We start from the raw sequence: 15,717 nt of genomic DNA on the forward strand, positions 1-15,717 counted from the left end.
CTAAAAGCCCTCGTGACTATGAAACTGCCGTTATTGATACCCTTCGCGTTCCGCCAAGCAGTTCCGCTGCGATGGGTTTTAGTAGTGCCATTTGCCCTACAGACCATTGCGGCTGTCAGTTTTGTCGGGTATTTGTCCTATCGTAGCGGGCAGCAGGCAGTAGCTAACCTGGCAAATCAGCTGATGCAAGAACAGGGAGAGCGGATTATCCAAAATCTGAACCACTATTTTCATGCTCCCAAAATTGTCACCCGAGACAATCAAGCCGCAATTCGGCTAGGAGCTTTAGATTGGCAAGATGCGGCCCAAATCGAAGCCTATTTTGTCAATCAGTTAAAGATTCACTCGGATGTCAGCGGGTTGATGATTGCGACCGAACGCAAAGAGTTTCTGGCTGTGGGTCGTCCGCATCCGGATCGGTTGGCGATTCGTCGGCGCAATTTGGTCACCGGAGCACTGGAGAGCTATGTGGCCGATCGACAGGGCCAGCGTCTTTATTGGCAAGATACCTTGCCAAACTTTGATCCGCATGCCACACCTGCTGTCAGTCCCTGGTATCCGGTTGCTAAACAAACTCAGAACGGACTTTGGCAACCCATCGTTTCCACAGTGCGGGGTACCGATCAACCCTTGCTGATGATGGCTTACTTTTTACCGTTTACTGACTCCCAAGACCAAGTGCAGGGCGTCCTGAGTGCCAGCATCTATTCGGAGCAAATAAGTACGGTTTTGCAACATCTTCAAATCGGCAAGATGGGCCAAGCCTTTATCATGGACGAACAGGGCTGGTTGATTGCTACTTCTACGGGTGAACTGCCGTTTCGCCAGGATCTCTCTACGGCGGAAAAAAAGACCCTAGCCCCCGCAGCCCTGCGCTTAGCTGCCCAAGATAGCGAAAATCCGCTGACGCGCGCCGCTGCTAATTGGAGCCTGAACCAGGGACTAGACCAGACGTTGAACCAGAGCAAGCGCCATAGCTATTCTGGGCAAGCAACCCTGTTTCGATGGCAAAATCAGTTGTATTTCGGGCAGGTGACATCGTTTCAGCTCGATTCTCAACACCAGTGGACTGTGGTGATGATCGTGCCCGAGGCCGACTTCATGGCCGAAATTCAGACCAATAGGCAGCGCACCATGTTGTTATGCGGTTTGGTCTTGGTCAGTTCAGTTGGGATTGGTATCTGGATCTCGCGCCGCCTTACCCGCTCGCTCGCTCAGCTTACCCAGGCGACTCAAACCTTTGCCGCTGGTTTAGAGCAGCCATTGCCATCCTCCCGGATTGTGGAAGTAGAGACCCTGGCTGCATCGTTTCATCAGATGATGCTGGAGTTTCGCAAAGCTAACCAGTTACGGCAAACCTATGAGCAGCGGTTAGAACAACAGGTAGCCGAACAAACGCAGGCATTACGAGCACGCGAAGCCCAACTTCAGCTGATCACTGATTCGATTTCCGGCTGCATTTCCTACATTGATGCTTCCTATCGCTATCGGTTTGTCAACCGCACCTACGAAGATTGGTTTAATTGCAAAAAAGCAGATATTTTGGGTAAAACCGTTGAGGACGTGATTGGTACATCGGCCTATCAACGAGTCCGGCAGTATGTAGAACGCGCCTTATCTGGAGAAACGGTCACCTACGAAGCGGAAATGCCCTATCAAGGCGACAAAATACGCCATATCTCTGCCGTGTTGGTGCCCGATCTAGATGAACAGCAGGCTGTTCAAGGCTATTATGCTCTGATTACAGACATTAGCGATCGCAAAGCGAGTGAAACGAAATTACTACAAGCTCAGCGCGTCGCCCATGTCGGCAGTTGGGAATTCGATTTAGCAACGCAAAAAATCACCTGGTCCGAAGAACTCTTCCGCATCTTTGGCCTCGACCCAACCCAGCCAGAACCAACCTATGCCGAGTATGTGCAACTGCTGCATCCCGATGAGCGTAGCTTGATGCAAACAATCATAGAACAGGCCATCAGCAATGGAACGCCCTATGAAATTGAACATCGCATCATTCGTCCGGACGGTTTGATTCGCGATCTGCTAGGGCGAGGAGAAGTGGTACGAGACAGCCACGGACAGGTAATTCAACTGTTTGGAACTGCAATGGATATTACAGAGCGCAAACAAGTTGAAGATGCGCTCCGACAAAGTGAAGAACGTTGGCAATTGGCCATTGAAGGTGGTAATGATGGCATTTGGGATCACAATTTGATTACCGATGAACATTTCTTGTCTCCTCGCTGTATGGAAATGTTGGGATACGATTACGAAGAGATTGATACCTTTGAAAAATGGTTTGGCTGCATTCACCCCGACGATCAACCGGTTTTGCAAACCGCATTCCAAAACTATCTGAATCGAGAAACTCCTGTGTATACGTCGGAGTACCGCATGCGCTGTAAGGATGGCAGTTACAAATGGCTCTTAGCCAGAGGCAAAGCCGTCTGGGATGAAACCGGCACTCCGATTCGAGCCATTGGCTCGCTCAGCGATATCACCCTGCGCCGACAGGCTGAAATGGAATTGCAACAGGCGAAAGAAGCCGCCGAAGCCGCCAACCAAGCCAAAAGCACCTTTCTTGCTAACATGAGCCATGAGCTGCGCACGCCGCTCAATGCCATTCTTGGCTTCAGTCAACTGCTGGCCAACCACCCGGCCCTGTCGAAAGCGCAACAAGAGCAAATTACAATCATCAACCGCAGTGGCGAACACCTGCTCAACCTGATCAATGACATCCTGGAAATGTCCAAGATCGAGGCCGGACGGTCAACCTTCAATCTGACCGGCTTCGATTTGCACGAGTTTCTCACGACGCTAGAGCAGATGTTTCGTCTGCGAGCCGAACAGAAAGGATTACAGATTCTCTGCCAGCTTGCCCCCAACCTGCCTCAATATGTCCAGACCGATGCTGGTAAGCTGCGCCAAATTCTGATTAACCTGCTCAGCAATGCGGTCAAGTTTACCCAGGATGGACAGATCACATTGCGGGTGGAGGTGGAGGGTGTGCCCGAGGCAAGTGGGTATGAAGCCAAGGAGAATGTTCAACCCTGTCTCGTTCTGCATTTTGAGGTCAGCGACACGGGACCTGGGATTGCTGCAAATGAGCTGGAAAGCCTATTTGAACCGTTTGTACAGTCAAAACTACAGAAGGCGCACCCGGACGGAACTGGCTTGGGATTGCCAATTAGCCGAGAGTTTGTCAGGTTGTTGGGGGGCGAACTGACAATTGCTAGCGAGCTGGAGCATGGTACTACCTTCTGGTTTAGCATTCCAGTGCTGCCCGCTGCCGCCGCCGTGGCACCGATACAACCCCTACAAGGGCGAGCCGTCGCTTTAGCCGCCAACCAGCCCTCCTACCGCATCCTGATTGCTGAGGACAACTGGGCCAACCGGCTCCTGCTGCTCAACCTCTTGCAGAGTTTCGGGTTTGAGGTTCAGGAAGCTACCAATGGTCAAGCCGCTCTCACCCTGTGGCAATCCTGGCAGCCTGATTTAATCTGGATGGATCTGCGGATGCCGATCATGGATGGGTATGAAGCAACTCGACGAATTCGAGCCATGGAAGCCGCCCGGACAGATCAGACCACCCCAAGCACCAAAATCATTGCCCTCACGGCGAGTGCGTTTACCGAAAATCGCGCCCAGGCTTTGGCGGTTGGCTGCGACGATTTTGTCCTCAAGCCGCTGCAAACTGAAATGATTTTAGAAAAATTGAGCGAACATCTAGGCGTGCAGTATATCTACGCAGAACCAGATCCAGGCCAGCCACCGCGAGAGCAGTCCATTTCCTCATCGCCCGTGCGGCCTACGCCTCACTCCCTGCAAATCATGCCGACTGAATGGATTGCCCAGCTCTACCAGGCCACAACTCAGCTCGATTCTGAAAAAATCCTGGCCCTACTTGCACAACTGCCAGCCGAGCAGGCCGCTTTAGCCGCAGCGCTCCGCCAAAAGGTAGATAATTTTGACTTTGAGCAGATCCTGCATTTGGCAGAACAAGCTCTGAAGGGCAAGCAAGGGAACGAGCAGGCAGACGAACAGAGGGATGAGCAAAGGGAGCATCTGGGAAGCGATTAAATGAATACCATTGGTTTGTCTTTATAGGGAGCAAATGCCTCAGCATCAAAGCGATAGAGGCTAGCAGGGCGTCCAGCGCCGCGAGACACCTTCACTCCTGTATCATGCAGGAAGCCCAGCTTCAGTAAGCGGGAGCGAAAATTTGAGTAATCGGAAAACTCGCCCAGAATAGTAGTGTAGAGCTGATACAGATCGCTCAAGGTAAATAGTTCCGGCAACACCTCAAATGCAACCGGACTGTACTCCAGCTTATTGCGCAGCCGCCGGTAGCCGTATTCCAAAATTTGATTGTGGTCAAACGCCAGCGGCGGCACCTGTTTCAGCGGATACCAGGCAATGCCGCTCACACCATCGGCAATCAGCTCGGCTTCGGCCAGCCGGACTAGAGCAAAGTAACTGACGGTCAAATAGCGAATCCCAAAGCTGTGGGTGGCTTCGCGTGGATCGCGGTTGGGGCCGCCAAAGGTGTAGAGCTGCTCTAAATAGAGGTTCTCTACCCGAATTTTTTCCGACAACACGCGATAGGCTGCATCTTCCAGGGATTCTCCTTGGCGCACTAGCGTTCCGGGCAAGCTCCACTGTCCCACAAACGGATCCTCATGCCGCATCACCAGCAAAACCAAGAGGCGATTCTGAGCGGTGTCTACGGAAAAAATCACGTTATCCACGCCGACCTTAAAGTCCGCTAGCTGCGCCGAGGCTGAGTCAGTAGATTTTCTGGGGGTGCGTCCTGGCATTCGTACAAATGCTCCCGATGAATATACGCTTCGATCGGAGGAGTGACAATTTCCGGATCGGCTTCTTCCCGATAGGCGGTTGAGGAAACGGCCGGTACCTCCAAACCAGCGATTGTTACCCTAGCTCCCATCTGCCGCAATGATGCCAGATCGGCTTCGGCAATAGCATACCCCGACCGTGGTACCACCAATAACTTCACCTGCTGTAACAACTCCTGCACCCGATGCCAACGCGGTAATTGCGCTACCAAATCCGAGCCGATGGTGAGGGTGAATTCAGCCTGGGGCCAGCGCTGCCTTGCTCGCTCTACTGTAATCAGCGCTCTGGGATGACTTAGTTCTGGCAACAGGTGCAGATTGTGGCGCGGTGGATCAATATCGTCGATCAGCAGTTGCAGCATCGCGGCCCGGTGCTCTAAGGGCGTTTGGTGCTGCTTAAATGGATTATCCGACGCCCAAACCGCCACCTGGTCAAAATGGTCCGCTAGCCAGACCAGAATAGCCTGATGGCCGGCGGTAGGTGGGTCAGCACTAGTTCCAAATAGGGCGATGGAGAGCATGAGGGTGGAGGTTAGTTTTGAGTTTTGAGTTTTGAGTTTTGAGTTTTGAGTTTTGAGTTTTGAGTTTTGAGTTTTGAGTTTTGAGTTTTGAGTTTTGAGTTTTGAGTTGATTGGTGGGGAGGGAGGATATTGCTGATGGGGAACTAAGCTGCGCGTGGGTGTGGCCTTTTGTAGCGTTTACTGAATGTCAACTCTTGGCAGAGCGTTTGGTTTGGTCGGTGAGGTGTCGCAGGGCGGCGGAAATTTGGGGGAGTGTGGTGGGGGCATGGTGGAGCTGGCGGATAGGAGGGGGAAGACTGGCGACGGCGGTGCGAGTGCGTTCGGCAATGACGGCAAGAGGTTCGGAGGGCTGGAGGCGCTGGCCCTGTTTGATGACGGGTTGCAAGAGTGGCTGCTCGTTAGGCTGGGGCGATTCGCTCATGAGTCCCAAACGGTCAGTCTGAAATTGACTGCCCTGCAAGCAACGAAAGATTTGCTTGCGTCCGGGATAGGTGATCTTGGCGCTGGATTCTTTCATGACTGGAATGTTGTCGATTTCAACCAGTTTATACACGCCATTCACTGGGCTGCCAGTCACCAGCTTGGTGCCCAGCCCATAGGCATCGATCTCAGCTCCTTCTGCCTGCAGGCGAGCAATTTCAAACTCATCCAGATCGCCACTGGCGACAATTGCCACTCCCGGCAGAAGTTGGCGAATCTGCTGCGACTGAGCCACGAGATCGCCTGAATCTAAGCGCACCGCATTCACCGTCATTTCACCCGCAGTCACCTGTTGGGCCAACCGTTGGGCGGCAGCAATCGAGTCGTAGGTGTCAATCAGCAGCGTTGCGGCAGGGAAATAGCGATGAAAGGCTCGAAATGCCTGATCTTCGTTGCCTTCGAGGGCGGCTAATGCCATCACTAGAGCATGGGCCATCGTGCCGCTCGGTTTTTGGCCTAGTTTGAGGGCAGCCAGCACATTCGAGGTCGCATCTAATCCAGCCGCTAGAGCCGCCCGTGCTGCCCAGAGAGAGGCTTGCGGACTAAAGGCCCGTCGAGTACCAAATTCCAACAGGGTAGCCTCGGCTCCGGCCACATCGCGTAGTCGAGCCGCTTTGGTGGCAATCAGCGTCTGGTAATTGATTGTATTCAGCAAATAGGTTTCCACAAGCTGTGCCTGCCACAGGGGAGCCTCCACCCGCAGCAGTGGCTCGTGGGCAAACACTACAGTTCCTTCTGGCACGGCCCACACATCGCCGCTGAAGCGTGCCGATGCCAACAATTCCCAGAACCGAGTAGGCGCATTGGCAAACAGGCCGGTTGCCTGCAAAGCCGCAATCTGGTCTGCACTGAAGCGCAACTGCTCCAAATAGTCCAACGCCTGCTCTAACCCCATTGCAACCAGATAACCAAACGAATCGGGCAATCGCCGCACAAACAACTCAAAACTGGCCCGCCGCTGATCGACGCCTTCACCGACGTAGCAAGCCGTCATGGTGAGCTGATACAGGTCAGTCAGCAAACTGTAGTCTTGGGGACAAAGCAACAGGGTTGGATCTTGCATAATCGGAAGACCAGCAGGGAATAGGGCAAGCAAGACCAGCGGCCGTCTCACCCACAAAGTTATTCAATTATAGTAAGAGTAACCAAAATTGCCTAGGTGTCTAAACGCAGATTTGCTGATTTTACGAATAAATTCGCTCATCCTTCAGATTTATACAGAGTCAGCGTCGGTCAGCTGAGTTTTTATAATATTGAAATCAACTAAAATCTTGCGCCCATGTCCACAAATTTCTTTGCAATTGCATAGATTGGTTTGACGAACCCTCCATTTACAATAGGGTGGACAGGATCAGGTGGCTATGATGTCGAGAGCGCAGGTTTTCATAGTTTGGATGGGATGTAGTCAAAATTGGGTTCAACTCTAAGAGGGTGTTTTAAAAGTCGCCAATGCAACTCGCACCGCCCCCTAAATCCCCCATTGATGGGGGACTTTGAACCAGCCCCCTACATCCCCCATTCTGTTGGTTGCCGCACTCGAAGCGCGAGGGGGGACTTTGAACCAGCCCCCTACATCCCCCACGAGTGGGGGACTTTGAACCAGACATACGGGATCGGAAGTCCCCCACTCGTGGGGGGTTGGGGGGCAAGGCAACCCGTTTGATCCGTTTCAAACATCTTCTAACTGTGAAATAAACCGTTCCAGCAGATGTTCATTGAAAGCGACATGCTTATAGCTGAACATGGAACTGGATATGGAAAAGAAGGGAGGCAGCCGTGGTGAACGATCGGTTTGAACAAGGTCATGCCTGTGTGATTGGCATCGGTGGAGATTTACCGAACACAGTTGGTGATGCGAAAGGGTTGGCAAAAATTCTCCAGGATCCAGAATGGTGTGCTTATCCAGAGCAACAGGTTCATGTGCTAACTGGTGAGGAAGCAACTCGAGCGCATATCATTGCCACCCTGGAACGATTAGCGAACACAACCAACGCTGAATCCACAGTGCTAATCTACTTTGCCGGACATGGGTATCAACTGACCAAGCCAATTAAGTCTTATTATTTACTGCCGCATGGATATGACCCAGAGGATTTATCGGAAACAGCAGTGAGCGGCAATGAGTTTACAGAACTTCTGCACGAGATTCCGGCACAACAACTATTGCTGGTGTTGGATTGCTGCCATGCAGGTGGGCTAAAGAATCTGCCTGGATTTCAAATTGTGAAGGCTCCGCTGCCTCCTGAAGCCCAAAAGCTGTTTGTCAAAGGCGGTCGGATTATGATTGGCTCTTCTCAACCGGATGAGTTGTCCTACGCAGGTAAGCCCTATAGCGCCTTTACCTATGCATTGATCAAGGGGCTGTGTGGAGCTGGAGCCGTCAAGCCAGAGGGATACATCCAGGCAGCGGATTTGGTCAGGTATGTCAGTCAGGTTGTACCAGTATTGACCAATCAGAAACAGCATCCAGTTCTGGATGTTGAGCAGGCAGATAATTTTATCCTGGCGTATTACGCAGGGGGGCAATTGCAGCCGAAGCGCCTGCCGCAGGAATTGGAGGAGCCGCTCAAGGTGGAGTCCACACCTGGCGAGCTTAATGCTCAGCTTGTACATAACCCTAATACTGTGGCTTCAGGGAATCGGGCTATTGCAGTTGGTGGGAACGTCAGCGGCGGTACTCTCGTTACGGGCGATGGCAATGTGGTTGGCAGTGGTAATGTGGTTGGCAGTGGTAATGTGGTACAGCACGGAAAATTTAACTTCAATGCTTACTCTGTAAGTGACTTACACATCGGCGATACCTATTCCTACCAATCACCGAAGCAACAACCTGATAGCCAATCTGGTCAAACCAATGATAATGAAAATGAGAAGTCTAATTCTGTTCGTCGCAAAACGATTCTAGTCCTAGCCGCTAATCCGATCGAGTCAACCCGACTGGCTTTAGATCAAGAAGTGCGTGAAATTGAGGAAGGTCTGCGGCGTTCTAAACATCGAGACTTATTCAAGGTAGAGCAACGTTGGGCGGTTAGAACCTATGATCTGCGTCGGGCGCTACTGGATGTAGAGCCGCAAATTGTCCACTTCTGCGGTCATGGCACTCACCACTCAGCAGCAGGCAGCACTACCGATGCGTCCAGAAAGCTGAGCGTCGTCTCTGAAGAGGTAGATGAAGGCGGTATTGTGTTAGAAGATGAAACTGGCAAGGCCACGCTGGTCAAAGGGCAGGCGTTGACCAATTTATTTTCTCTGTTTAAAGATCAGTTGGACTGTGTAGTGCTGAATAGCTGTTACTCAGAGGCCCAAGCGGAGCTGATTGTGCAGCAGATTCCTATCGTGATTGGCATGAAGCGGGAGATTGGCGACCGGGCTGCGATTGAGTTCTCCAGAGGCTTTTATGATGCTCTAGGAGCTGGACGATCGATTGATGCGGCCTTTGAATTCGGGTGTAATGCGATCGATTTACAAAACATTCCAGAACATTTAACTCCTGTGATTAAGCATCGTAATTGCTAGCGAATAATTCGAGAATTTAAGTTGATCTGTAGTTTCCGGAATTCAGGCTATGTTCATTGGTATTTTCTAAATAAGGGCAATCGAACTCCCCCAGGTGCACCCTATGCCTGTAGATGACACCCTATCCAATCCGATCGACCAGAATGTGCAACAGTCCGGTAAGTTTGGGGTGAATGTTGGCCAGGGGCAGGGAATTCATATCGGTGATGTTTACCAACAGATTGACCCTGAAACCATTAAGCAAATTGTTCGAGAAGAGTTGCGCCTGCCCCAGAAGGAATATGGTAATTCGGTCGGTCGGGGTTTGGCTGCTCTGGCTGAGCTGATGCATCATTCCGAGGCTCGTTCCGCTGTAATTACCTTCGGAGCAGATTTTCGAGCTGCCTGTGAACAGATTGATGTGATTGCGAATTACAAAGAATTACACGATCTGCTTCATACACTGGAGTTTCAATGCTACAGCGGTATTATCCAGGAAGCGAAACGGTTCTCGGATCCTGAGGATGAAACTGCACTGGAGATTCTGATGGAGCACGAATTGACGTTGCAGGGAATTTCAAGGGCAGTTAAGAATGTTGCCGGACGGGAAACCATTGCCACTAGCGAATTGCTGTGGATAAAGCGGCTGGACCATGCTCAGGAAGAATTGCACGCTGCGATCGAAACATTAGACACCCGAAGACTCCAACGAACCATCTGGCTATTAAACCGAATTCTGGCGATTCAACCGTCACGAATCAACACCAATCTTAATGCAGCCGCGAAAGCCCTAAGACTTCCGGCCCTGGTCAACGCGATGCAAGCGATTTGGAACAGCCTGGTAGAAGCCAACTTGGATCAAGAGAAGATTCAACAATTCCAGACGGGTGTTGCAGTGCTGGCAGAGTTGAATCAGCGCTTAACCGCACTGGTCTTCGGACACGACTGCTGGCAGGAATTCGATCTAGAGTTGCGCCGAATTGAAATAAATTTAGACAAAGACTTGATTGAGCTGGAAATGTCTTGGCCCGATCTCAAGGAACGAACAGAGGCCTTGTTTGACCCTACTGCCGATCAGTGGACGCTGGCATTTCAACAAGATAGCCAGAATTTGGATGCAGCACTTCGTGCCAATAATCCTGCCAAAATCAAACGATATTTTCGCATGTATCGTAGACGAGCCAGCGAGCGCTTTTATCAAGTCGATGTCACATTAAGACGGTTGTGTGAAGAACTTCGAGAAGTGGGTGAACCACTCGCGTCTGTGTTGAGGATGATCGAATGAGTAATACAGAAACTACAACTAATCCCACGGTGGATGATATTCGCTTCCCATCCTTATCCTCTCTGCGGGTCGCCCACAGTGAGTTACTCAAGCTCCATCGAGAACAGGGGAACCAGGCGGATGTTTTAACCCAAATTGAGCAGTTTATGCTTAAAGGACGGGCAACCGGAGCCGTTCTAGATAGTGAGGACGATCGCTGGGCGGCGCAGGGCATTCTCGATTACTGGAGTTCGCTCCTCTATCGGGCTGGGCAGGAGCCACCTGACACAACTCTGGTCGATTTCGATCCGTCCCTGGCTCCTGACTTGAGTGACGATCGTTGCCCGTATATGGGCTTAGAGGCATTTCGAGAGCAGAATCAACAGCTCTTTTTTGGGCGGCAACGGCTGGTTGAAAGACTGCTTAGCCACTTAACAACGAACCGCCTGCTGGTTGTGGTTGGCTCGTCTGGTAGTGGCAAGTCGTCGGTGGTTTTGGGAGGCTTGTTACCCAGGCTAAAAGCTGGGGCATTGCCAGATAGCCAGGACTGGATATATTACGAACCGTTAGTTCCCGGTTCCGCTCCTTTAGGGGTGCTGGCGCAACGTTTGCAGCCCCCTGAGAGCGTACCAACGACATGGATTACACAACAGGTCGCGGCCTTTAAACAGAATCCCAATCACCTTGTCCAACTGCTGCAACCGGAGAAGCATCCAGCCGTGTTGGTAATTGACCAATTTGAAGAGGTGTTTACCCTCTGCCAGGATGATGAAGTCCGTCAGGCGTTTATCAGCAATCTGCTCAATTTTGTTCAAACGCCGGAGGCTCAGCATGTCCTGATTTTGACGATGCGGACCGACTTTGAAAGTTACGTTGCCCGGATTCCGAGGCTGTGGGAGCACTTTGAACAATCTGCGGTGCGAGTGTTTCCGCTCGATGCCAGCGAACTGCGAGAAGCGATCGAGAAACCGGCTGAACTGGTGGGTTTAAAGTTTGATGCAGGACTGGTCGATAAGCTGCTGAACGATGTACTGGGTGAACCTGCCGCCCTGCCGCTCTTGCAATTCACCCTGCTCAAACTCTGGGATCACCGTGAACATAATCGCATTGTTTGGGATGCTTACCAGCGGTTGGGCGGTGGACGTTCGGCCCTGTCAAACAGTGCGAATGAGTTTTATAACCATCTGATTCCTGAAGAACAGCTAACGGTAAAGCGGATCCTGCTGCAGATGGTACGCCCTGGCGAAGGGTTGGAAGTGACCAGCAATCGCATTCCCCGCAAAGAGCTATATCGCAAAGGGGAAGCGATCGATCGGGTTGATCGGGTTCTTGATAAATTGGTGGCTGCTCGCTTGGTGCGCCTCACGGACAGTGATGTTCCTGAAAATGCCCAGGTCGAGGTGGCCCATGAAGCCTTAATCCGCAATTGGTCGCGCCTGGTAGATTGGCTGGAGGATGAGCGGGTCACCCTCCGGCAGCGGCTCGATCTAAGGAGAAAGGCAGAGCGCTGGCAGGCTCAAGGGAAGGACCGGAGCTGGTTACTGCGGGGAAGTGCGCTTCAGGAGGCTTTGGGCTATGAAGACCTCAATGACCTCGAAACGCGGTTTGTTCGATCTAGTCGCCAGGATGAACAGCGGCGAAAATTCCTCTCCCAACTTACAACTGGTCTGATTATTGCCCTCTCAATGAGTGTTGCGGTTGTCTCAGGGGGTGCCGCCTGGTTTGCTGATAGAGCACGCAAAAACACCGAAATTCAATCCCTAAGCCTATCTGCCAATAACCTTTGGCTTTCCCAGCTCCAGATCGAGGCTTTGACCAAGGCGCTGAGTGCTGTTCAGCAGTCAGAAGACTACGGAAAAGTAATCGAACCTGAGATCAAATTGCAAGCAAAGGTGACGTTGCAACAAATCCTCTATCAAATTCGCGAGCATAATCGCCTTGGAGGCCAACAAGATATAGTTCGGGCGGTACAGTTTAGCCCCGATGGCGGAACTTTAGCCGTGGCTAGTGATGACGGAACTGTGAAATTGGGGGAACGTGATGGTAAACCGATCACTACGCTTCAGGCTCATCAAGACACGGTTACGGCAATTCAGTTTAGTCCGGATGGGCAAACGCTAGCTTCCGCCAGTTCTGATCAAACCATAAAGCTTTGGAGCCGCACGGGTGAACCGATTGCGACCCTCCAAGGACATCAAGGAAAAGTTCGAGCCGTCCAGTTCAGTCCGGATGGGCAACGCTTAGCCTCGGCCAGCGATGATCAGACGGTGAGGCTATGGACAGGTGATGGCAAACCGATTAAACCACTGGAAGGCCATCAGGGGAATGTTGGAGCTGTGCAGTTTAGCCCCGATGGTCAGGTGCTCGCTTCGGCTGGTGATGACAAAACCGTGAGGTTGTGGACCCGCGATGGTGAACTGGCGGCTACACTTCCAGGACATCAAGATGCAGTGCGAGCCGTGCAGTTTAGCCCGGATGGAAAAATCCTGGCGTCGGCCAGTAACGACAAAACGGTGAAGTTGTGGAGCCGCACGGGTGAACTGATTGCTACACTTTCAGGCCATCAAGAGGGAGTCTCGGCAGTCCAATTCAGCCGCGATGGACAAACACTGGCTTCAGCGAGCCTCGATAACACCATAAAGTTGTGGAGCCGCACGGGTGAGTTAGTGGCCACTCTTCAGGGGCATCAAGGGCCAGTTCAAGCTGTGCGGTTCAGCCCGGACGGACAAACACTGGCTTCAGCAAGCTTCGATAAAACGGTGAAGTTGTGGAGCCACACGGGTGAGTTAGTGGCTACTCTCCAGGGACATCAAGATCCAGTCCTGGACGTGCAGTATAGCCCGGATGGACAAACCCTGGCTTCAGTTGGCCTTGACAGAACAGTGAAACTGTGGGGGGTACACAACAATCATCAGAAGATAGTAGTGCTTCAGGGCAATCAAAGCGAAGTCAAAGGACAGCAAGAAGAAGTTTCAAAAATGCAGTTCAGCCCCGATGGCCAGACTCTAGCTTCAGCCAGCCCTGATAAAACAGTGAAGTTGTGGACCCGCGATGGAAAATTGACTAATACGCTTCAAGGGCATCAAGGAGTAATCCAAGCAATGCAGTTCAGCCTTGATAGCCAAATATTGGCCACAGCCGGCTTTGATGGGATTGCTAAGTTGTGGACTCGCGATGGCAAACCGATTGCTACGCTACCAGGACATAAAAATCTGATTTGGACCGTGCAATTTAGTTCAGATAGCCAAACGTTGGCCACGGCCAGCTTTGATGGAACTGCTAAATTGTGGACTCAGGATGGCAACCTGATTGCTACGCTGCAAGGGCATCAAGGCCAAGTCTCAGATGTAGAGTTTAGCCCCGATAGTAACACTATCGCTACAGCTAGCCTCGATAAAACCGTCAAACTATGGACCCACGATGGCAAACTGCTTGACACGCTTGCAGGGCATCAAGGTCGAGTTTGGGTTGTACAGTTTAGCCCGGATGGCAAAATTTTAGCTTCAGCCGGTGAGGACAAAACCGTGAGGTTGTGGTCCCGCGATGGCAAACCGATTCAGACGCTTGCAGGGCACCAAGGGTTGGTTTGGGCTGTGCAATTTAGTCGGGATGGCCAGACCCTAGCCTCAATCAGCCAAGACCGGACGGTGAAGTTGTGGAGCCGCACTGGGAAGTTAATTGCTACCCTCCAGGGCCATCAAGGGTCGGTCCTGGATGTGCAGTTCAGCCCAGACGGGAAGTTCCTAGTTTCAAATAGTAAGGACGGAACCGTGAAGTTGTGGAGACGCGACGGGGAGCTGCTTGGCACCCTTCAGGGGCATGAGGGACCCGTTTGGTCTGTGAAATATCTCAGCCCAGAGACCTTAATCTCAGCAAGCGCTGATAATACAATCAGGCTATGGGAACTCAATTCAGATCCTCTCAAGCAAACGAGTTGTGATTGGTTGAACAGTTATTTTGCCATTAATCCTGACGCTAATCATCGTGTTCATGACCAAGCTGCAAAACTTTGCCCGTGAGATGGTGCTGCTCTGAAATGATCTACAAATCGCTGGACAAAAGCCAGAGACAAACTATTGGGAGGGAAGCCATTCACCATTTATACAGATATAGTCACCAACTCGGCTGCCGTGAGGATAGGATTCCCCATTGAGGTAACACGGACTGCCATCGCCAGAGGCATAAACTGCTGCAGTATTTGTAGTAAGGGTCAGTAGCAAAAGGAAGATGAGTTGAAGATTTGAAAATTTTGTCATTACCCCAACCTCAATAATGATTTGAATAATTTCAACTTTGATTTTCTACGTGTATCTTATCGATCCATTATCAAGAAGGTGGAACTGGAATCCATTCACCGTTGTTACAGAGTTGATCCCCAAGCCTTGTATTGTGCGGATGCAATTTCCCATCCTTGGGACAAGGTCGCTCACGATTTTGAGGAGGTCTTCCAGAGTCTTGAGGAGGTCTCCTGGGATTTTGAGGATTTCTCTGACCTGCAGGATATTGCCCCTGCTTACTGTCTACTACCAGTTCTTGAGAATATATGGGTGAAATGCCCTCAAGAAACAAGAAGAGCATCACAAAGGCGAGTATTTTCATAGATCAACATAGAACAAAAGTACTTGGATAATATGTAAACAATCTATACGAAATACCGAAAAACAGTTAAGACCACACTTTTTGTAGCGGATGGTTAGGTGTAGCAATCTATGAATCTGAAACCGTATCTGCAATATCTAGCTAAGTGTTAGAAAAATTTGATAAGAAATATTTCAGGCCAGACTTTTTCTATTCAAATAATACAGCCCGACAATACTACTTTACAAGATTGTCAAGTCGCTGAATAGTACCCGCGTGGGGGATGAGCTTTACAAAACTTCTACGTAGATGGGTAGCCCATCGGCAATCCTGCGTTGATTAACGGTGCAGCAGCAAGTTTGCCCTAATGAGTGCGACTGCATCCCACCAAAAACGATCTTCATCGCCTACATTCGCTTTTTTCCGGTCAAAATTTTGTTGTTTTGGCTGAAAATTACCTGTCTGGGTACTGCCAAAACCGATTACATCTTTTATGCTGAATTTATCTCCCCAATTCATAACC

Annotated in this window: 8 protein-coding genes; 4 read left to right on the plus strand and 4 right to left on the minus strand. The window is 51.0% G+C overall.

What is annotated here, in order from left to right:
- The first annotated feature begins 18 nt into the window (after nt 1-18).
- Complete coding sequence (locus HJG54_RS23980; protein WP_316431745.1) at nt 19-4,080, plus strand: PAS domain-containing protein; 4,062 nt, start codon at nt 19-21, stop codon at nt 4,078-4,080.
- Here the strand turns inward: HJG54_RS23980 and HJG54_RS23985 are convergent.
- From HJG54_RS23985 to HJG54_RS23995, 3 genes are all read right to left on the minus strand, one after another.
- Nucleotides 4,077-4,817 carry an NUDIX hydrolase gene (locus HJG54_RS23985; protein ID WP_035999828.1) on the minus strand — a complete coding sequence of 247 codons (741 nt, stop codon included), beginning with the start codon at nt 4,815-4,817 and terminating at the stop codon, nt 4,077-4,079. The two genes, HJG54_RS23980 and HJG54_RS23985, sit on opposite strands and share 4 nt — an antisense overlap.
- Nucleotides 4,766-5,377, minus strand: coding sequence for a nicotinate-nucleotide adenylyltransferase (locus tag HJG54_RS23990; protein WP_316431746.1), 612 nt, complete (start codon nt 5,375-5,377; stop codon nt 4,766-4,768). Before HJG54_RS23990 ends, HJG54_RS23985 begins: the two co-directional genes overlap by 52 nt.
- Nucleotides 5,378-5,564: 187 nt before the next feature.
- The gene (locus HJG54_RS23995; RefSeq protein WP_316431747.1) at nt 5,565-6,920 is read right to left on the minus strand and encodes a nicotinate phosphoribosyltransferase; all 1,356 of its coding nucleotides are present in this window, start codon (nt 6,918-6,920) and stop codon (nt 5,565-5,567) included.
- 716 nt (nt 6,921-7,636) lie between these two features.
- Here HJG54_RS23995 and HJG54_RS24000 point away from each other — a divergent pair.
- From HJG54_RS24000 to HJG54_RS24010, 3 genes are all read left to right on the plus strand, one after another.
- A complete protein-coding gene (locus HJG54_RS24000) occupies nt 7,637-9,373 on the plus strand; it encodes a caspase family protein (RefSeq protein ID WP_316431748.1) in 1,737 nt (578 codons plus the stop codon).
- Between the two features lie 103 nt (nt 9,374-9,476).
- Complete coding sequence (locus HJG54_RS24005; protein WP_316431749.1) at nt 9,477-10,637, plus strand: hypothetical protein; 1,161 nt, start codon at nt 9,477-9,479, stop codon at nt 10,635-10,637.
- Entirely contained in the window at nt 10,634-14,635 is a 4,002-nt protein-coding gene (locus tag HJG54_RS24010) for a WD40 repeat domain-containing protein (protein WP_316431750.1), read from the plus strand. Before HJG54_RS24005 ends, HJG54_RS24010 begins: the two co-directional genes overlap by 4 nt.
- An 898-nt stretch (nt 14,636-15,533) precedes the next feature.
- Here HJG54_RS24010 and HJG54_RS24015 read toward each other — a convergent pair.
- Complete coding sequence (locus HJG54_RS24015; RefSeq protein ID WP_316431751.1) at nt 15,534-15,713, minus strand: hypothetical protein; 180 nt, start codon at nt 15,711-15,713, stop codon at nt 15,534-15,536.
- Nucleotides 15,714-15,717 lie beyond the last annotated feature (4 nt).

Source organism: Leptolyngbya sp. NK1-12 (assembly GCF_032598965.1).
GTDB lineage: Bacteria > Cyanobacteriota > Cyanobacteriia > Elainellales > Elainellaceae > Elainella.